We start from the raw sequence: 18,102 nt of genomic DNA, 5'->3' as shown, positions 1-18,102 counted from the left end.
GCGGTGTGGGTGCTGTGTTGTGCGCGGAACGCCGAGCAGGCGCGCGCCCTTCGGCGATGCCTGCCGGTTCGCGCACTACAGTTTTGCGCATTCAGATTTGAATCGGCGGGTGTTCGCTGCGCTTCGTTGATCGAGGCACCCGTGCTAAAGGCGCGGCAATCTCATGCGCGAGGTTGGGGGGCGACCGGCGGCCAAATTTCATTGGCCGCCGATCGTCCTTGCCGTGACTCAATACCGACGATAATCGCGCCCGGACGCACCATGCGCCCACAGCGCGCCCGCCACGAACCCGGCCAACGCGACCACCGCAATCGCGGTGAACGGACTTTCAGCCGTGGTCTCACGCACGAGACTCGTCGTGCTCGCGCACAGCTGTTGCGCCTTACCGCTGAGCTCGCGCGCTTTGCCGGCCAACTGCGTGCCGGTATCGCCCAACACGTCGCCGACCGCACTTTCCACCTTGCCTGCCACTTCGTTGACCGCACCTTCCGCTGAATTGGTGTCCATACGTTTTTGCTCCCATTGTCATATTTACGCGTGGGGCGTTTCTCATCGCAACGCGCCACACCAGGGTTTCGCGCAACCGCCTCGCGAAAGGCGGCGTACGTCCACCAGACAGGGCGCAAGAAGTGCGCCCGGGAATATCACGGAACAGGGCCGAAAAAGGGATTAAGCGCGTGACGGACTCAACGTCTGCGACGCGAATTGATGCCGACGAACACCGCCATCAGCATCAGAAATCCGCCGAACAGCAGCGCGGAATTGAGCGCCGCGTGCGCGACACCCAGCCGCCCGACGTTGATGAACGGATAGGGGTAGTAGTCGGACAGACCGCCGCGCCAGAAGGTCACGGCGAGATAGGCCAGCGGATACACGAGCCATAGCAGACCGTGGCGCAGTTTCAACTGGAAGCGCGGTACGAACAGCAGCCAGTAGAGCGCGGACAGCATCGGCAAAATGCTGTGCAGCGATTCGTTGAGCAGCATCCGGAATGCGGTCGGTGTCCACCAGCCGCGCAACAGCAGGTTATAGGCGATGCCGACAAACACCATGTAGCCTACCACCGCGGTCACGACGGTTGGCTGCCGGAAAAAACGCGGTAGCGGCGACCGCTGTCCACGCAGCGCCACACACGTGAAACAGATCGCGCACGCCAGCACCGTGAGGTTGGTCAGGTAGCTGCTCATGCGGGCCAGCCCGTCGAGCACGGTCAGCCCGCGCGATAGCGTGCGGTTGAGTGTCACTTCGGCTTGCGCGACGATCGCGAGCCACGCGATGACGGCAATAATCGCCGCTAACGTCACCGACGAAACACTGGGCGTATGCAGCGGAAGATCGGGCTCCCGTTGCTGATGAGGGGCAGGGCGCATGCGATCGATTTTATACGCGCCCTTGGGGCTGCGCAGTGTGCGCTATCGATCGCATGCGTTCAGGTTGCGCCGCTCCAACACCGACGCAGAACGTTAGGGCTTGCCGGGCACGCCGCTCACCGGCTGCAGACGTTCCACGACCGCTGGAATGGCCGAGCTTGCCGGCGTGGCTTCATCGATCGCGGTACGGCCGCCATCGTGGAAAAAGGCCAGTTCCGCCGCCTTGTTCAGCACGAGAATGCTGATGCGGCGGTTGGTCGGCTCGTCGACAACCTTGCTGTTCAACGGCAAGACATCGGCGAGGCCGCGCACCTGCAAGAGCTTCTCGCCATGCATGCCGCCCGCCACCAGCGCGCGGCGTGCCGCGTTGGCGCGCTCCGACGACAACTCCCAGTTCGAGTAGCCGTCCGGGCCCGCGGTGTACGGCACCGCATCCGTATGACCCGCAATCGAAATACGGTTGTCGACGTCGTTGAGCGCCGCGCCGATCTGCGTGAGGATCGTCACCGCATAAGGCTGCAGCTTCGAACTGCCGGAGGCGAACATCGGCCGGTTTTGCGAGTCGACGATCTCGATGCGCAAACCTTCGTTGGTGATCGAAATGCGGATCTGATCCTTGAACGCCTTCAAGGCCGGGCTCTGTTCGATCAGCGTGGTGAGCTTGGCCTTCAGTTGTTCGAGGCGGGCCGCATCCGCGGGCGCCACAGTCGGCGCGGCGGTGGTCGGCGGCGTCGGCTCGGTCTGAGTCTTCTTGCCGTCGCCGGGTCGCGTGTCGGAGATATCGCGGCCGCCACCTTGCACCACGCTCGGTCGCGCAGCGGCGGTGCCCTGGCTACCGCCGAGCAGGCTCGACAGCGGCGTGTTGAAATAATCCTCGATGCCCTGCTTGTCGTACTTCGAGGTCGAGCCGAGCAGCCACATCAACAGAAAGAACGCCATCATCGCCGTGACGAAATCGGCGTACGCGATCTTCCAGGCGCCGCCGTGATGCGCGCCGTGGTCGCCGCCCTTGCGCATGCGGCGCACGATCACCGGAGCAGGCGTTTCCACCTCCTGCGAGGCGCGCGATCTTCTTTCGCTCATCATGCCGCTCCGCGTCAGGCCGACTTCGGCATCTTGGTGGCGCGCACGGCGTCGTCGAGCTCCTGGAAGCTCGGACGATCAGCGGTGAACAGCACCTTGCGGCCGAACTCGACCGCGATCGGCGGTGCGTAGCCCGACAGCGACGCGAGCAGCACGGCCTTCACGCACTGATAAGGCTTGGCTTCGGCGCGACCCTTGGCATTGAGCAGATCGGCCACGGGGCCGATAAAACCATACGCGAGCAGAATGCCGAGGAATGTGCCGACCAGCGCGCCGGCGATCATTTCGCCGAGCACGGCGGGCGGTGCGCCGACTGAGCCCATGGTGTGAACCACGCCCATCACGGCCGCGACGATGCCGAACGCGGGCAGGCCGTCGGCCATCTTCTGAATCGCGTTGGCGGCGACCGACGCTTCCGCGTGATGCGTGGCCAGTTCCTCATCCATCAGGTCCTGCACTTCGAGCACATTCACGTTGCCGCCGGACATCATGCGCAGATAGTCGACGATAAAGTCGAGCAGGTGATGATCCTCCAGCACGTGCGAGTACTTCTGGAAAATCACGCTGTCCTCGGGCGCCATGACGTCCGCTTCGAGCGACATCATGCCTTCCTTGCGGGCCTTCTGAAGCAACTCGTACAACAGCGCGATCAGTTCGAGATACTTCTCTTTGGTGTAGCCACCGGTCTTGAAGCACGACGGGATCGCCTTGAGGGTTTTCTTCAGCGTGGAAGTCGGATTACTCACGACGAACGCACCGATCGCCGCGCCGAAAATACACAGCAATTCGAACGGTTGTAGGAGGGCCAATAGATGGCCGCCCACGCCGACAAAACTACCGATCACAGAACCGATCACCAGCACCCAACCGATTGCGACAAACATACTCTCTCCGATTATCTTGCCTGACGCGTGACCGAACACGATCGATCAAGAAACAGGCCCTTTTTAAAGGGTGTTTCTCGTGCGTCATTTAAAAGTTTGTATGTACTGGTAAACGGCGCGAATCTTTTTTGCTGAAGTGCTTGCACCAATGAAAACGCAAAATTCACCGGATAGTTAGTTTGTGATGAAGCTTCCGGTAATTTTGTCCGTCAAGCGGGTGATCGTTGCAGCCGCAACTTCTTCGGCGGCGTAGGTGGAAATCCCGACTTAGCGACCGTGCGATGCGAAATGGATGGCATCACCTTTTTACCGATCGGTCTGCTAGCATGGCTAGCGGCTCGTGGCGACGGCTGTTCCAGCCGCCACGCTCATGCGCCGGACGTTCCGCTTTATCGTGCCCGCACAAGTCGTCTCTAGAACCGGTCGTGAAGACTCACAAAAACGGAGAAGAGCATGAAAGCCAGCACCATTGCCGATCGGGAGGCCCGTGGCCGTGCCGCCCGCGAGCACTCGAAACGCTCGAGCCATAAGGCGATCGGCGAGCTGCACCGCGATCCGGTCGCGTTGCTCAGGCAAAGCAGCGAGGGCCGCGTTGAAAACCTCGTGCCGCTGCGCTATGGGCGCATGGCCGTCTCGCCCTTCACGTTTTTTCGCGGCACCGCGATCCTGCAGGCGCACGACCTGAGCAAGGTGCATGACAGCAGTCTCGTCATGCCGATCTGCGGCGACGGCCACCTGATGAACTTCGGTGGCTTCGCGACGCCCGAGCGGCAACTGGTCTTCGATCTGAACGACTTCGACGAAGTGGCGGTCGGTCCATTCGAATGGGATCTGAAGCGGCTGACGGCGAGCCTCGTGGTGGCCGCGCGTCATATGCGGCTGAGTCGCGGCACGGCGGAGCATCTGGTGATGACGGCGGTGTCGACCTATCGCGACCGCATGGCGCAATACGCGCAATGCGGAGCGCTCGAACTCTGGTACGACCGCATTACCTTCGACCTGATGGCCGAGACGGCGCTTACGCCGGAACGCCGACGCGCGGTGCGGCGCGGCATGGAAAAGGCGGCGAGCCGCACGCATGAGAGTCTGCTGGAGAAAATGGCCGAGTTCGACGGTGAAGCGTGGACGATTCGCGATGCGCCGCCGGGCATGTTTCACGTGCACGGTGCGAACACGCTGTTTTCGCCGGAAGACGACTGGTTCACCATCGGCAATTGGCGCACGCTGATCGAGCCGATGTGGGACGAGTACCTGAAAACCTTATCGCACGACCGGCGCGAATTGCTCGGTCATTTCACCGCGCAGGATCTCGTGTTCAAAGTGGTGGGCGTGGGCAGCGTGGGCACGCGTTGCCTCGTGCTGTTGAACGTCGATCATATGGGCAAGCCGCTGTTCATTCAGATCAAGGAAGCCCGTAAGTCGGTGATCGCGCAGTTTCACAAGTCGCCGCCGTACAAGCACGAAGGACAGCGGGTGGTCGGCGGTCAGCGCATGTTGCAGGCGGCCAGCGATATTTTTCTCGGTTGGGCGACCGGCCCGTCGGGGCGGCATTTCTACTTCCGCCAACTACGCGATATGAAGCTGTCGGCGAACATCGAGTTGTTCGACACGGATCTGCTGGAGGGCTATGCGCGGCTGTGCGGCTGGATCATGGCGCGCGCGCATGCGAAGGCGAGCGGACAGGCGATCGAGATCGGCGCGTACATTGGCCGCGGCGATCAGTTCGCGGAGGCGTTGACCGGCTACGCAACGGCTTACGCGGACCAGGTGGAACGCGATTACGACGTGTTTTTGAAGGCTTGCCGTAGCGGCGAACTTGAGGCGCGTACGGATGAGGATATGGCGGCGGATTTTCGCGTGTAGCGCCGCGACGAGCGGCGCTTCAGTTCTCGACGCGCGCCTCGCGCAGCGTGACAAAACGCAGACGCTGTTCGCGCGCCGCTTCGATCACACGCGGCAGCACCGCGAGGATCAGCGGCTGGCCTTCGATCGTGAGCGCCGCATTGCCGTCGTGCAGCAGCAGAATGTCGCGTGGCGCGAGACCGTCGAGCAGGCGCCGCGTCACCACCTGAGGATCGCGCTCACGCGTGTCGTAGCCGCGCCGCGTCCACGCCGCGAGCCGCAAATCGAGTTTGCGCAGCACGGGTTCGAGGAAAATATTGCGTAGGCCCGCCGGCGCGCGGAAGAACATTGGCCGCTCGCCGCTGAGCGTTTCGAGCGTGCATTGCGCGGCGTCGATCTCGCGTGTGAGCGAGCCGGGCAGCGTGACGGAAAACGTGTGCACGTGAACCTGCGAGTGGTTCTCGAGCGTATGGCCACGCGCCACGATGTCGCGTGCAAGGTCGGGATAGCGCTGCGCCTTCGCGCCGATGCAGAAGAACGTGGCGCGCACGCCGAGCGCATCGAGCAGGTCCAGCACTTGCGGCGTGACGGCAGGGTCGGGGCCGTCGTCGATAGTCAGGGCGATCGCGTCGGCGTTCCGCGCGCCCTCGGGCAGGCGGGTCCAGTTCGGACCCAGCAGCGAGGTGCGCGGCAACAGGCCGGCCACGGTGAAGACGGCGTGATTCGCAAACATGGCGGCCAGCCACCAGGGCCACAGGGTCGGCGTGAGCAGCACGCCGGCCAGCACGAAGACGTGCCAGGCGGCGGTAGCCGTGAGCATCGCGGGATAGCCGGTGCGCGGCCAGCGCAATGGCGCGTGCGCGGCGCCTTGCGGCGAGGAGTGTTCAGTCATAAAGCGTACTTCCGGTCAGCCTTCCTCCGTCCTGGGAAGGTCTTGAATCGCGCGAGCGACGCGCAACATCGAACGATACCATTGATGCGCGGCGCAACGTAGCAGCGGACAGGATCGGCCAATAATGACAGCGCTTTGAAAGACATTGCCTTGCCGCGTGCAGGGCGTGGCGGCACAACAGCAACTATCGTTGATGAACCATGAGTCGGTGCTGAAGCGCCGACTCTGTTCGACAGGAGAGACGTCGTGACGGCAGCAGGAATCAAGAAGGTCGCGCTGGTGACGGGCGCGGGCAGCGGCATCGGCCGTGCGTGTGCGCTCAAACTGCTGGAACACGGCTATAGCGTGGTCCTGGCCGGCCGCCGCCAGGCGCCGCTCGACGCGCTCGCGCGCGAAGCGCAACAACTCGGCGGCGACGCGCTGGCGGTGGCCTGCGACGTCACCGACGCCGCGAGCGTCGCCGCGTTGTTCGACGTGATCCGCGAGCGACGCGGCCGGCTCGACCTGCTGTTCAACAACGCGGGCCGCAGCGCCGCGCCGGTCGAGATCGACGAACTCGAGATCGACGAATGGCGCTCGGTGGTCGATACGAATCTCACCGGCGTGTTCCTGTGTACGCGAGCGGCCTTCGGTCTGATGAAAGCGCAGAACCCGCGCGGCGGCCGCATCATCAACAACGGCTCGATCTCGGCCCATGCGCCGCGGCCCCACAGCATTGCGTACACGGCGACCAAGCATGCGATCACCGGCCTCACGAAGGCCGTTTCGCTCGACGGCCGTCCGTACGACATCGTGTGCGGGCAGATCGACATCGGCAATGCGGCCACGGACATGGCCGCGCGAATGGCACAGGGCACGCCCCAGGCGAACGGCGAAATCATGATTGAACCGTTGATGGACGTTCAGCACGTGGCCGACGCGATACTGCATATGGCCGAACTGCCGCTGTCGGCGAATGTGCAGTTCATGACCATCATGGCGAGCAAGATGCCGTTCGTCGGCCGAGGCTGATACGGAGGACGCAGCCGGCCGACAGCGGATAACCGCCGCCGTCCCCCCGCAGCACGGCGCCGGAGATCAACTTATACTGAGCGCTTTCTCTTTCACGGACCGCGATTCGCCGTGTCTCGAGCCCTACTCAGTGACGACCCGCAGCCGGTGCCGCCCGTGCAGCCCGATCTCGACGATTGCTGTCACAGCGGTTGCAATCCCTGTGTATTCGATCTCTACGACGAAGCGCTCGACCGTTATCAGGCCGCACTCGCGCAATGGCAAGCCCGGCAGGAGCGGCAAGTGGCCCAGGCATCCGTGCAAGTACAAACAACGCCCAAGCGCCAAAGCACGCCGCGTCAACGTCGCGGATCGGCTTAGGCGACTCGTACGGTTCGCTCTGAGAAGCCCCAGCATTTCACCCCCTCCGTCATGACCGACCTTCAGCCCGCGCCGCTTGACCCCTCGAACGAATCCCACAGCCTGGACGACCTGCATCGTTTCGTGCAGCGTTATCCGCGTCTGTTCGTGCTGACCGGCGCGGGGATCAGCACCGATTCGGGCATTCCCGGCTATCGCGACGACAACGGCGAATGGAAGCGCTCGCCGCCCATCACGTTGCAGGAATTTCTCGGTACGCAGGCCATGCGTCAGCGTTACTGGGCTCGCAGCATGATCGGCTGGCCGGTGGTCGCGCACGCGCAGCCCAACGCCGCGCATACCGCGCTGGCCCGGCTGCAGGCCGCCGGTCATGTGCCGACGCTCGTCACGCAGAACGTCGACGGTTTGCATCAGCGGGCAGGGAGTCGCGAGGTGATCGAACTGCACGGCGGTATCGACGGCGTGACGTGTCTCGACTGCGGCATGCAGCACGCGCGCGCGTCGATCCAGCAGACGCTCGAAGCGGACAATCCCGCGTTGCTGAACGTGACCGCCGAAACCGCCGCCGACGGCGACGCGCATCTCGAATGGCACGCGCTCGACACGTTCCGCGTGCCGGCCTGTTCGAATTGCGGCGGCCTGCTTAAACCGGCCGTGGTGTTCTTCGGCGAAAGCGTGCCGCGCGAGCGCGTCGAAGCGGCCTCGCATGCGCTCGATGCGGCGGATGCGGTGCTGGTGGTCGGTTCGTCGCTGATGGTCTACTCGGGTTACCGGTTTTGCGTGTGGGCGCAGAAGCAGGGCAAGCCGATCGCCGCGATCAATCTGGGACGGACGCGCGCCGATCCGCTGTTGTCGCTGAAACTGGCGGCGCCGTGCGCCGAGACGCTCACTGCGCTGGCCGGACGGCTGGCGCTGGATTGAAGGTCGAACACTGAAGGTCCGCAGGTGGAAGGCCGGCCGCCGCGCGCGGCGAGCGGCACACTCCCCCTAACCTGAAAACACCTGCAGCGACGCAAAGGAACACCGATGTTGACGACGATCGAACAGCTCGAAGCCATCTATGGTCAGCCGCACGAGCGCGCAGTACGTAAAGAGATTCCCTATATCAACGAGGACTATCGCGCGTTCATCGAGGTCGCGCCGTTCGTTGTGCTCGCCACCGCCGGCCCCGAAGGTCTCGACTGTTCGCCGCGCGGCGACGCGCCGGGTTTCGTGCGTGTGATCGACGAACGTACGCTCGCGTTGCCGGACCGTCCCGGCAACAATCGTATCGACAGTCTGCGCAATATCATCGCCGAGCCTAAGCTGGCGCTGCTCTTTGTCATTCCCGGCGTGGGGGAGAGTTTGCGCGTGAACGGTCGCGGCCGCATCACCGACGACGCCAAATGGCTGGACAGTTTCGCGGTCGTTGGTAAACTGCCGCGCACCGTGCTGCTGATCGACGTCGACGCGGTCTATTTTCACTGCTCGAAAGCGCTGGTGCGCTCGAAACTGTGGGATCCGGCGCGGCATATCGAGCGTTCGCGGCTGCCGAGCGCGGGCGAAATTCACCGGCGTATCAACGGCGCGAATTTCGATGCCGCGACCTACGACCGTGAACTCGACGAGCGCGTGCGCACGACCCTTTACTGAAACGCGCGCTGAAACCCAGGCCGCGGCATGAACTACCACGCAAGCTGAACAGCGCGTTAAACCACGAGCAGAATCCCAGGCCGACCATGACTGAATCCCATCTCGCGCTGCGGCAACGTTCACCTTCCGCCGAACGCAACCGCGAGCCGATCCTGGCTGTATTGCGCGGCGTGCTGCCGGCCACCGGCCGCGTGCTCGAGATCGCGAGCGGCACCGGCCAGCACGCTATCTGCTTTGCCGCCGCGCTGCCCGGACTCGACTGGCAACCGAGCGATGCCGACGCGGACGCGCGCACTTCGATCGCCGCATGGACCGCGCAGGCCGGTTTGCAGAACGTGCGTGCGCCGCTCGCGCTCGACGTGCATCAGCCGGACTGGGGCATCGACACGCTCGACGCCGTGATCTGCATCAACATGATCCACATTTCGCCGTGGAGCGCGACGCAGGCGCTGTTCGCGGGCGCGAGCCGGCGTCTGGTCGACGGCAGCGTGCTCTATCTTTACGGTCCGTACCGGCGCGGCGGCGCGCATACTGCGTCGAGCAACGAAGCGTTCGATCAGCAGTTGCGCAGCCGCGATCCGTCATGGGGCGTGCGCGACATGGAAGCGGTGGTGACGCTGGGGGCTTCGGTGGGACTCGTCGCCGGGGAGCCGGTCGAGATGCCAGCCAACAACTTCAGTCTGGTCTTCAGAAAACACGCAGACATGGCGCGAGTCTGAAGAGCGCGGTCAGGAACGCCGCTTCGCGCAGTAAAAAAATCGGCCGCCCGTTGCCTGCCAGCGAGCGGCAAGCCGGCATTTCTTTTATTCTTTCACCCTCGACGTCCCGCCGACGTTTCTTCCCGGCGCGACGTCCCGACATTTATTGGACTCTGGAGAATTCACATGGGCAAACAGGCAATCGGCGTGGTGGGGCTGGCGGTCATGGGCCGCAATCTGGCGCTCAACATCGAGAGCCGCGGCCACGCGGTGTCGGTGTACAACCGTAGCCGCGAGAAAACCGACGAACTCATCGCCGAATATCCGGACAAGAAGCTGGTGCCGGCTTTCACGCTGGAAGAATTCGTGGAGTCGCTGGAAAAGCCGCGCCGCATTCTGCTGATGGTCAAGGCGGGCGAAGGCACCGACGCGACGATCAACCAGTTGAAACCGCTGCTGGAAAAGGGCGACATTCTGATCGACGGTGGCAACACGCATTTCACCGACACGATCCGCCGCAACCAGGATCTCGCGAAGTCGGGCCTGCATTTCATCGGCACGGGCGTGTCGGGCGGCGAGGAAGGCGCGTTGAAAGGCCCGTCGATCATGCCGGGCGGCCAGCGCGACGCGTATGACCTGGTGGCGCCGATTCTCACCGAAATCGCCGCCAAGGCGCCGGACGGCGAACCGTGCGTCGCGTACATGGGTCCGGACGGCGCGGGCCATTTCGTGAAGATGGTGCACAACGGCATCGAATACGGCGACATGCAACTGATCGCCGAGAGCTATGCGGTGCTCAAGCAGGTGGTCGGCCTGTCGAACGAAGAACTCGGCAAGGTCTATACCGAGTGGAATCAGGGCGAACTCGACAGCTATCTGATCGAAATCACCTCGAAGATTTTCAGCAAGAAAGACGATGAAACCGGTAAGGATCTGGTCGACGTGATCCTGGATCGCGCCGCGCAGAAGGGCACCGGCAAGTGGACCAGCCAGAACGCGCTCGACCTCGGCGCGCCGCTGCCGCTGATCACCGAAGCCGTGTTCGCGCGCGTGCTGTCGTCGCTGAAGGATCAGCGCGTGGCCGCCAGCAAGGTACTCGAAGGACCGCAGGCGAAGCCGCTCGGCGTCGAGCGCGACGCGTTCATCGAATCGGTACGCCGGGCGCTGTATTTCAGCAAGGTGATCTCGTACGCGCAAGGCTTCGCGCAACTGCGAGCCGCGTCGGAAGAGTACAAGTGGGATCTGGACTACGGCACGATCGCGAAGATTTTCCGCGCCGGCTGTATCATCCGCGCCCGCTTCCTGCAGAAGATCACGGACGCTTATTCGAAAGACAAGGCGATCGCCAACCTGCTGCTCGATCCGTACTTCCGCGACATCGCCAAAAACTATCAGGCGGCGTTGCGCGAAGTCGTCGTGGCCGCGATCAACGCTGGGGTGCCGGTACCGGCGTTCGCGTCGGCGGTGGCGTATTTCGACGCGTACCGCTCGGAACGTCTGCCGGCGAATCTGGTGCAGGCGCAGCGCGACTTCTTCGGCGCGCACACGTTCGAACGCGTCGACAAGCCGGGCAGCTTCCACGCTAACTGGAGCTGAACCGGGTCGGTCGTTTAATCGCGGCTCGGGGCGCGCTGCCACAAGGCGCGCCCGGCCGTGTGATCGATTGAAACGTGAGTCGGCAAATTATTGCCGAAAACTGTCAGCCAGATGGCATGAAGCTGGCGCGAAGCCCTGACTGTTGCGAATTTCGAAATAGAGTTTCATCGTTTAAGGGGTTTCCCCTAGATGTCGACGCTCCTAAACTTCTACTTAAGCGCTACGGGACAACAAGCCCAACGCGCATTAAAAACAAGTTCTGGAGGTTTACATCATGAAGTCCCTTATCTCTGCTGTTGTCGTCGCCGCGGCTCTGGTCGCTCCTGTCGCTTCGTTCGCTCAATCGAACCAGCCGCTGACCCGCGCTGAAGTCCGCGCCCAACTGGTGCAACTGGAAAAGGCCGGCTACAACCCGGTCGGCGATCACGCTGATTACCCGTCCAACCTGCTGGCCGCGCAAGCCCGTGTCGACGCTCAGAACGGCACCGCTCAGGCTGACAACAGCGGCTATGGCGCACCGGCTGTCGGTACGACGCAGTCGGGTCGTCCGCTGAACGGCAATAACCGCAACTCGATCTACTTCGGCAATTAATTTGCGCTGAAGCTGCTGCAAACGCCGCCTGATGGATCGCGGCGCAAAAAAACGCCGACCGGCTTTCTATGCCAGGTCGGCGTTTTTTTATGTGTGCGACGCGTGAACGGCATTCACGACCGCATGCGTCAACGATTCGGCAAATGCGGAATCCATTCATTGCTCGTCAGATCGAGCTGATGAATCTGCCGATGCGCCTTGTTCAGATGCGCCTGCGCGGCCACGCGCTGCGCTTCCAGTTGCGACACGTCTTTACGTGTCTGATTCTGTCGGGCCGACACCGCCTGCTCCTGCGCGCCGCGTCGTTGCAGATCGCTGCGCAGCCGTTCGGCGTGCGCCTCGGAACGCGCGATCAGGCGCGCCAGCTGTTCGTTCTGCGCTTCGAGCTGGGCGCGGCGGGTTTCGCCGTCCGATAGCCGGGTGGCCTGGTCTTCGAAATGATGGAAGGCCGCCTCGGCGGCTTCGAGATCGGCCGCTTTTAGTGCACGCCACAGCGAGCCGTCCTGATATAGCACGATGTAATACGTCAATTCCTTCGCGTGAAACAGCAGGCTGACCGAATAGCTAAAGCTGCGGAACACGCGAAACGGCGTCAGCGCGTTTTCTTCCGTCAGCCACTCGATATCGGCGGTGTCCGCAATCTGCACGCCGCGTCCGCTCACCTGCGTCGGTACGACCGGCACGGGCCGCAAGGTCGTGACAGGCCGGGGCGGCGCGTCGGCCGGCGCCGCAGGTGCTGCCGTGGACTGCATAGCGGCGGGATTGGCGCGATCGTCAGCCTCGGCGGCTTCGGCGGCGGATGCCGCGTTGCGCACGTCAGGCGGCGAACCGGCGCCGCCGGCGTTCTCGCGCGCGACCTGGACGAGATGCGATGGGCCGGCCAGCACGCTTCGGCGGTTCAGGAGACTTTTCACGGCGGTTCCTCCGGTTGACGCCCGGCGCCTTCAGATGCCACCGGCATTGCGGCATGCCGGCAGATCTGGCGGATCGGGCGGTGAGCGAAAAGAGGCGGAACGGCGGCGCTGGCAAGCAGGCGCCACGGCGCGCGGCACTCGGGATGCCCTCCGCGAGCGCGGTTCTAATGCAGCGTGCGATGCCGGCGGCCTATGTCGTCGAATAGCGCGCGGCTCGGTTCGAGGGCAAGGAGCCACGATTCGTCGTAGCCGCTCAGGTTGTCGAGCGCTTCGCGCAGTCGTTCGATCGCGAGGGCGGGAATCTCGACGCTGGCTTCGACGCCGCTCGACAGTCCCGCGATGCTTGCCAGCTGTACCAGGGCGTCGGCGGCTTCGGCCACGTCCGCGGCGAACACCAGGTGCGTATTCAGCAACTCGACCAGACCGGGGGACGCCGCCACATCGTCGACGTTGAGCTGCACGGCCAGAAAGGTGGCTTTGTTCATCCCCAACTCCTCGCAGGATCAGGCGTTTTCGTTCGACGTACCGCGCGCGGCAAGTCTGAGTATAGGCGAGGGGTGAATGGAAGCAATGGTCACACGATTAGGCCTGCATAAGCGGAAGCCGGCGCGGAAGTCGCCGCGCCGAGCGCCGGACCTATAATGGGGCCAGCGCAAAAAGCACGCTTCCCGCGGCTCGGCCTGCTTCGGCGGAAACGGGCGCCGCCGCTTCGCCTCTCTCACCGGCTCGATGACCATGAAGATCATTCGCAGCAAGAGCTTCACCGCGACGCGCGCCTGGGGCGCGCTCGATATCGCCAACATGGGCGGCATCACGACGCGCCTGCACTGGACCGATCAGCCCTACAAGTGGCACGTCAACGACGGCGAGGAAGTGTTCGCGGTGCTCGATGGCCGCGTCGAGATGCGCTATCGGCAAGACGGCGTCGAACAGTCGGCGATCCTGGAAACGGGCGACGTGTTCTACGCGTCGGTGGGAACCGAGCATGTCGCCCATCCGCTAGGCGCGGCGCGCATTCTGGTGGTCGAGGCGGAAGGCAGCGTCTGAACGTTGGCGTGTGCGGCTGCCATGCCGACGCCGTCGCTGTCGGACGCGGCGGCATAATGGCGGGTCGCCGCCGTGCGCTCAGGTCGAGCGGCATGGCAAATGCTTGGGGCTGATTGCATCCGATTGAATCAACGTGTCGAGGAAAATCACATGACAAGACAATGGCATTTGACGGGCTCGAGGTTGCTGGCCGCAGCCTTGCTGGGCGTGATGTTCGGCGGTTGTACCACGATGCCGTGGGACAGCACGCCGTTCTACAGCAACGCGCCTGCCCGTCCGACCACCCTCGGCACGGTGCCCGTACCTGCCGGTTTCTACCGCGTCAATGCGGGCGATACGCTGCCCGCCATCGCGGCGGCGTATGGCCGCAAGCTTCAGGAAATCGCGTCGTGGAACGGCTTGCCGGTCAACGCCGCCGTCAGTCCCGGCCAGGTGCTGCGCGTATCGCCGCCCATGGCGTCCGGCAGCGTGGTGACGCCACCCGTCGGCGTCGGCCAGAACGGCGGCTCGAACGCGCCCAATGTGCCGGGTGCGCCTTTGGCGTCGTCCGGGCCGCAGCAGGGCGTGTTGCAATGGCCGTTGCGTGGGCCGATCCTCAAGACGTTCGCGCCGGGCAGATCGAACGGCATCGTGATCGGCGGGCGTCCGGGCGACCCGGTCAAGGCGGCTGCCACCGGCCGCGTGGTCTACGCGGGCACCGGCATCGAGGCGTATGGTCCGCTTATCATCATCAAACACGACGATTCGCTGATTACCGCTTACGGGCAGAACAGCACGTTGCTCGTCAAGGAAGGCGACGCGGTTGCGCAAGGGCAGACCATCGGCGAGGTCGGCGTGGATAGCCGGGGCGTCGCGTCGATCCAGTTCGAAGTGCGCCAGAACGGTCAGCCGGTCGATCCGCTCGCGTGGCTGCCGAAGTCGGGCGGTTAAGGCGCTCTGTTCAGCCTCGCGCTTAAGGCTCGCGCTTAAGGCTATCTATCCGTGCGGATTTTGAGCAAGGTTTCTCAGCGCCGTCTGAATTGAATACACTGTGTGGCTCACCAGCCGGCGCCGCCTCCATTCGTCGCAACCGACGAAGCGGCGCGCCGGCCGCCACGGGCTGTCATTCATAGACGAGACGCACAGGGACACACCATGATCGATTTGCGCAGCGATACCGTAACCCGTCCGACCGCGGCGATGCTCGCGGCCATGTCGGCCGCCGAAGTGGGCGACGACGTCTGGGGCGACGACCCCACCGTGCTGCGTCTGCAAGCCACGCTCGCCGAGCGCACCGGCAAGGAGGCCGGCCTGTTTTTCCCGAGCGGAACGCAAAGCAATCTGGCCGCTTTGATGGCGCACTGCGCGCGCGGCGACGAATATATCGTCGGCCAACTGGCGCATACCTATAAGTACGAAGGCGGTGGGGCGGCGGTGCTCGGCAGCATCCAGCCGCAGCCGCTCGAAAATGCCGCCGACGGCTCGATCGCGCTCGAAAAAATCGCCGCCGCAATCAAGCCGATCGACGACCACTTCGCGCGCACGCGGTTGCTGGCGCTGGAGAACACCATCGGCGGCAAGGTGTTGCCGGCGGGATATGTCACGGAGGCGGTGCAGCTCGCGCGCAAGCACGGTCTGGCGGCTCACCTCGACGGCGCGCGCGTCTACAACGCGGCCGTCGCGTCGGGCAAGCCGGTCGCGGAGTTGTGCGCGCCGTTCGATTCGGTATCGGTCTGTTTCTCGAAGGGGCTGGGCGCGCCGGTCGGCTCGGTGCTGGTCGGCAGCCAGGCGCTGATCGACGTGGCGCACCGCTGGCGCAAGGTGCTCGGCGGCGGCATGCGCCAGGCCGGCGTGCTGGCGGCGGGCTGTTTGTACGCACTGGATCACAACGTCGAGCGTCTCGCCGACGACCACGCGCACGCCGCGCATCTGGCGGCCGGGCTGGAGGCTATCGAACACGTCAAGGTGCAATCGGTCGCGACCAATATGGTGTTCGCGCAGTTTCCGCAACAGCATTGCGCGCCGCTCGAAGCGTGGCTCAAGGAGCGCGGCATCCTCACGCAGATGCTGTACGCGTCGCGGTTCGTCACGCACAAGGACGTATCGCGTGGGGATATCGATACGTTTATCGCGGCGGTGAAGGGGTATTTCGCGGCGCAGTGAGGGTCTGACGCGCGCTAGGGCGAGCCGGGGAGGAAAGCCTCACCGAAACGTTCAAGGAAACGTCCAGGCGAAAAGCGGACGCACTGTCACAACAGTGCGCCCGCTTTTTTCATTTCACCGCCGTCTTCGCATGGACGCCCGAACGATGCGACGGCGCCAGCAGCCGCAAACCGCTCGCGAGGCTCGCCGCCCCCGCGAAGAACGCGCCGGCGCTGAGCGCCAACGTCGGCCCATGCCGGCCGGCGATCCCGAAGCTCAACGCGACCAGCGCCGCGCCCGTGGTCTGCCCGAGCAGGCGCGCCGTCGCGACGATGCCGCTGGCGCCGCCGCTGCGCTCGGGCGGCGCGCTCGCCATCAGCGCCTTCAGATTCGGCGACTGGAAAAAGCCGAAGCCCGCGCCGCAAATCGCCATCCGGATACCGATGTCGAGCACATGCGGATGCACCGGCAACAGCGCCAGCGACGCCATTCCCGCCGACATCACCGCCAGCCCGATCGCGCCGAGCAGGCCGGGCGGATAGCGATCGGACAAACTCCCGGCCAGCGGCGCCGCCAACGCAACCACCACCGGCCACGGCGTCATCAGAAAGCCGGTTTCCACCTGGCTACGATGCAGCACGTCCTCGAAGTAAAACGGCAGCGAGACGAACGCGAGCCCTTGCGCCGCGAACGAACAGACCGCGGTCACCGCCGACAATGCGAACACCGGCCGTTTGAACAGATCGACCGGCAGCATCGGCGCCGGGTGGCCCGCCTCACGGCGAATCAGCAGCACCCCGAACACCACCGCGATCGCCGCCGCGCTCAGCACCAGTTGCGTCGGTGCGCGCTGCGCCGCCTCGCCGAGCGCGAAGATCAGCGCGGCGAACGTGATCACGTTGAGCAGCGCCGCGACCGGATCGAACTGATGCGTGCCGCGTTCGGTGTGCGGCAAGGCGGGCCACGCGAAGGCAAGCGCCAGCAGGCCGAGCGGCACGTTCACCGCGAACAGCCACGGCCACGCGGCGACGGAAAGAATCAGCGACGCTACCGTCGGCCCCACCGCGAACGACACCCCGACGATCAGCGCATTGGTGCCGAGCCCGCGTCCGAGCCGATGCGGCGGATACAGATAGCGGATCAGCGCGGTATTCACGCTCATGATCGCGCTCGCGCCGAGTCCTTGCAGCACGCGCGCGGCGGCGAGCATGGGCAGCGTCGTCGCCAGCGAGCATGCCAGCGAGGCCAGCGTGAACAGCGCGATCCCGCCGATATAAATGCGCCGGTGCCCGACGATATCGCCGAGTGCCGCGAGCGGCAGCAAGGTCGCGACCATCGCCAGCTGATAGGCGTTGATGATCCACACCGACGCCGCGGGCGCCGCATGCAGGTCGGCGGCGATGGCCGGCAGCGCGGTGTTGGCGATCGCGGTGTCGAGCGTGGCGAGGGCGACGGCGAGCATGATCGCGGCCATTGCACGGCGGTTGGCGGCGGACATCGGGCCGTCCGCGGGGAACGGCGGCGCAGTGGTGGTGCTGGGTTTGTCGGACAAGGCGTGGCTCGTCGGGTTAGGCGTACGGCTCGCGCCGGCGCGTGGTGAAAAGCGTGGCGCGCGAGCGGCAGGATTGCGTGTGAGGAGGATGCGCGTGGCCCGAATTCAGCGATCGAAGCAGTGCGCGCGGCGAATCGCGCAATTGTTACAGAGACGCCGAAATCGTGCTGGGAGTCAGGCGGCGCGGGACGCGATGGACCGAGGTCATAAAGCAACTAACGGTCAGCCCCGAACGGCATCTTCGAACTGGCTCGGGTTCGCGTTGTCACACACCTTTCCGCTTCATCCGTCTGGCAGACGAGAGGGACCGATTCGATCACGCCTCAACGTTGTTGGTGGATTCATCCGCACGTCACGCGTCGAAAAAATAATGTCGTTGTGCGTGTGCCTGGATTCGCTGCCCGCGCGTCTTTCATTTCGCAATCGTTTGCCTGTTTTGTGGGCCGATGCACGCGTGCAGTGCCGCGCTCACGGGGCTTGCACCGCGCGCGTGCGAAAAATCCGCTTG

19 protein-coding genes are annotated in these 18,102 nt (G+C 64.4%); 11 read left to right on the top strand and 8 right to left on the bottom strand.

Annotated elements, in window-relative coordinates; all coding sequences use genetic code 11:
* Positions 1-228: 228 nt before the first annotated feature.
* The 4 genes from B0G83_RS17895 to motA all read right to left on the bottom strand — a co-directional run bounded on the left by B0G83_RS17895 (position 229) and on the right by motA (position 3,337).
* On the bottom strand, positions 229-507 hold the full coding sequence (locus tag B0G83_RS17895; RefSeq protein WP_105508710.1) for a CsbD family protein: 279 nt from the start codon (positions 505-507) through the stop codon (positions 229-231).
* Positions 508-686: 179 nt separating this feature from the next.
* On the bottom strand, positions 687-1,370 hold the full coding sequence (locus B0G83_RS17890) for a Pr6Pr family membrane protein (RefSeq protein ID WP_105508709.1): 684 nt from the start codon (positions 1,368-1,370) through the stop codon (positions 687-689).
* 93 nt (positions 1,371-1,463) lie between these two features.
* The gene (gene motB, locus B0G83_RS17885; protein ID WP_105508936.1) at positions 1,464-2,453 is read right to left on the bottom strand and encodes a flagellar motor protein MotB; all 990 of its coding nucleotides are present in this window, start codon (positions 2,451-2,453) and stop codon (positions 1,464-1,466) included.
* 14 nt (positions 2,454-2,467) lie between these two features.
* Positions 2,468-3,337: a flagellar motor stator protein MotA gene (gene motA / locus B0G83_RS17880; protein ID WP_105508708.1), complete on the bottom strand. Its 870-nt coding sequence runs from the start codon at positions 3,335-3,337 to the stop codon at positions 2,468-2,470.
* 453 nt (positions 3,338-3,790) lie between these two features.
* Here motA and B0G83_RS17875 point away from each other — a divergent pair, with 453 nt between their 5' ends.
* The gene (locus tag B0G83_RS17875; protein ID WP_105508707.1) at positions 3,791-5,200 is read left to right on the top strand and encodes a DUF2252 domain-containing protein; all 1,410 of its coding nucleotides are present in this window, start codon (positions 3,791-3,793) and stop codon (positions 5,198-5,200) included.
* Between the two features lie 19 nt (positions 5,201-5,219).
* On the opposite strand, the gene B0G83_RS17870 is transcribed toward B0G83_RS17875, so the two are convergent.
* Positions 5,220-6,071, bottom strand: coding sequence for a polysaccharide deacetylase family protein (locus tag B0G83_RS17870; RefSeq protein ID WP_105508706.1), 852 nt, complete (start codon positions 6,069-6,071; stop codon positions 5,220-5,222).
* Positions 6,072-6,317: 246 nt separating this feature from the next.
* Here B0G83_RS17870 and B0G83_RS17865 point away from each other — a divergent pair, with 246 nt between their 5' ends.
* From B0G83_RS17865 to B0G83_RS17835, 7 genes are all read left to right on the top strand, one after another.
* Positions 6,318-7,082, top strand: coding sequence for an SDR family oxidoreductase (locus B0G83_RS17865; RefSeq protein ID WP_105508705.1), 765 nt, complete (start codon positions 6,318-6,320; stop codon positions 7,080-7,082).
* A gap of 111 nt (positions 7,083-7,193) precedes the next feature.
* Positions 7,194-7,442, top strand: a complete 249-nt coding sequence (locus B0G83_RS17860; RefSeq protein WP_105508704.1) for an oxidoreductase-like domain-containing protein — start codon at positions 7,194-7,196, stop codon at positions 7,440-7,442.
* A 51-nt stretch (positions 7,443-7,493) separates the two neighbouring features.
* On the top strand, positions 7,494-8,363 hold the full coding sequence (locus B0G83_RS17855; RefSeq protein WP_105508703.1) for an NAD-dependent protein deacetylase: 870 nt from the start codon (positions 7,494-7,496) through the stop codon (positions 8,361-8,363).
* A gap of 105 nt (positions 8,364-8,468) precedes the next feature.
* Positions 8,469-9,074, top strand: coding sequence for a pyridoxamine 5'-phosphate oxidase family protein (locus B0G83_RS17850; protein ID WP_105508702.1), 606 nt, complete (start codon positions 8,469-8,471; stop codon positions 9,072-9,074).
* Between the two features lie 86 nt (positions 9,075-9,160).
* Positions 9,161-9,793, top strand: coding sequence for a DUF938 domain-containing protein (locus B0G83_RS17845; RefSeq protein ID WP_105508701.1), 633 nt, complete (start codon positions 9,161-9,163; stop codon positions 9,791-9,793).
* A gap of 165 nt (positions 9,794-9,958) precedes the next feature.
* Positions 9,959-11,368, top strand: coding sequence for an NADP-dependent phosphogluconate dehydrogenase (gene gndA, locus B0G83_RS17840; RefSeq protein ID WP_035555948.1), 1,410 nt, complete (start codon positions 9,959-9,961; stop codon positions 11,366-11,368).
* A gap of 274 nt (positions 11,369-11,642) precedes the next feature.
* On the top strand, positions 11,643-11,960 hold the full coding sequence (locus B0G83_RS17835; protein WP_105508700.1) for a DUF4148 domain-containing protein: 318 nt from the start codon (positions 11,643-11,645) through the stop codon (positions 11,958-11,960).
* A gap of 128 nt (positions 11,961-12,088) precedes the next feature.
* Here B0G83_RS17835 and B0G83_RS17830 read toward each other — a convergent pair whose 3' ends face one another.
* Complete coding sequence (locus B0G83_RS17830; RefSeq protein ID WP_105508699.1) at positions 12,089-12,874, bottom strand: DUF2968 domain-containing protein; 786 nt, start codon at positions 12,872-12,874, stop codon at positions 12,089-12,091.
* A gap of 164 nt (positions 12,875-13,038) precedes the next feature.
* Complete coding sequence (locus B0G83_RS17825) at positions 13,039-13,359, bottom strand: hypothetical protein (RefSeq protein ID WP_105508698.1); 321 nt, start codon at positions 13,357-13,359, stop codon at positions 13,039-13,041.
* 250 nt (positions 13,360-13,609) lie between these two features.
* On the opposite strand from B0G83_RS17825, the gene B0G83_RS17820 reads away from it, so the two are divergent.
* The 3 genes from B0G83_RS17820 to ltaE all read left to right on the top strand — a co-directional run bounded on the left by B0G83_RS17820 (position 13,610) and on the right by ltaE (position 16,063).
* Positions 13,610-13,921: a cupin domain-containing protein gene (locus B0G83_RS17820; protein WP_181156938.1), complete on the top strand. Its 312-nt coding sequence runs from the start codon at positions 13,610-13,612 to the stop codon at positions 13,919-13,921.
* 150 nt (positions 13,922-14,071) lie between these two features.
* Positions 14,072-14,851: a peptidoglycan DD-metalloendopeptidase family protein gene (locus tag B0G83_RS17815; protein ID WP_105508696.1), complete on the top strand. Its 780-nt coding sequence runs from the start codon at positions 14,072-14,074 to the stop codon at positions 14,849-14,851.
* Positions 14,852-15,055: 204 nt separating this feature from the next.
* Positions 15,056-16,063, top strand: coding sequence for a low-specificity L-threonine aldolase (gene ltaE / locus B0G83_RS17810; protein WP_105508695.1), 1,008 nt, complete (start codon positions 15,056-15,058; stop codon positions 16,061-16,063).
* A gap of 109 nt (positions 16,064-16,172) precedes the next feature.
* On the opposite strand, the gene B0G83_RS17805 is transcribed toward ltaE, so the two are convergent.
* On the bottom strand, positions 16,173-17,540 hold the full coding sequence (locus tag B0G83_RS17805) for an MFS transporter (protein WP_105508694.1): 1,368 nt from the start codon (positions 17,538-17,540) through the stop codon (positions 16,173-16,175).
* Between the last annotated feature and the right edge of the window lie 562 nt (positions 17,541-18,102).

Origin of the sequence: Paraburkholderia sp. BL21I4N1 (assembly GCF_002973525.1) — a bacterium.
In the GTDB taxonomy this organism is placed as follows: Bacteria; Pseudomonadota; Gammaproteobacteria; order Burkholderiales; family Burkholderiaceae; genus Paraburkholderia.
This window is presented reverse-complemented; position numbering and strand designations above follow the sequence as displayed.

Bases quoted from the DNA above. Each gene is read 5' to 3' on its own strand.
- B0G83_RS17875 (WP_105508707.1), top strand. From the start codon at position 3,791: ATGAAAGCCAGCACCATTGCCGATCGGGAGGCCCGTGGCCGTGCCGCC.
- gndA (WP_035555948.1), top strand. From the start codon at position 9,959: ATGGGCAAACAGGCAATCGGCGTGGTGGGGCTGGCGGTCATGGGCCGC.
- B0G83_RS17805 (WP_105508694.1), bottom strand. From the start codon at position 17,540: ATGTCCGCCGCCAACCGCCGTGCAATGGCCGCGATCATGCTCGCCGTC.
- B0G83_RS17855 (WP_105508703.1), top strand. From the start codon at position 7,494: ATGACCGACCTTCAGCCCGCGCCGCTTGACCCCTCGAACGAATCCCAC.
- B0G83_RS17845 (WP_105508701.1), top strand. From the start codon at position 9,161: ATGACTGAATCCCATCTCGCGCTGCGGCAACGTTCACCTTCCGCCGAA.
- B0G83_RS17890 (WP_105508709.1), bottom strand. From the start codon at position 1,370: ATGCGCCCTGCCCCTCATCAGCAACGGGAGCCCGATCTTCCGCTGCAT.
- B0G83_RS17820 (WP_181156938.1), top strand. From the start codon at position 13,610: ATGAAGATCATTCGCAGCAAGAGCTTCACCGCGACGCGCGCCTGGGGC.
- B0G83_RS17835 (WP_105508700.1), top strand. From the start codon at position 11,643: ATGAAGTCCCTTATCTCTGCTGTTGTCGTCGCCGCGGCTCTGGTCGCT.
- motA (WP_105508708.1), bottom strand. From the start codon at position 3,337: ATGTTTGTCGCAATCGGTTGGGTGCTGGTGATCGGTTCTGTGATCGGT.
- B0G83_RS17870 (WP_105508706.1), bottom strand. From the start codon at position 6,071: ATGACTGAACACTCCTCGCCGCAAGGCGCCGCGCACGCGCCATTGCGC.
- motB (WP_105508936.1), bottom strand. From the start codon at position 2,453: ATGAGCGAAAGAAGATCGCGCGCCTCGCAGGAGGTGGAAACGCCTGCT.
- ltaE (WP_105508695.1), top strand. From the start codon at position 15,056: ATGATCGATTTGCGCAGCGATACCGTAACCCGTCCGACCGCGGCGATG.
- B0G83_RS17850 (WP_105508702.1), top strand. From the start codon at position 8,469: ATGTTGACGACGATCGAACAGCTCGAAGCCATCTATGGTCAGCCGCAC.
- B0G83_RS17895 (WP_105508710.1), bottom strand. From the start codon at position 507: ATGGACACCAATTCAGCGGAAGGTGCGGTCAACGAAGTGGCAGGCAAG.
- B0G83_RS17825 (WP_105508698.1), bottom strand. From the start codon at position 13,359: ATGAACAAAGCCACCTTTCTGGCCGTGCAGCTCAACGTCGACGATGTG.
- B0G83_RS17815 (WP_105508696.1), top strand. From the start codon at position 14,072: ATGACAAGACAATGGCATTTGACGGGCTCGAGGTTGCTGGCCGCAGCC.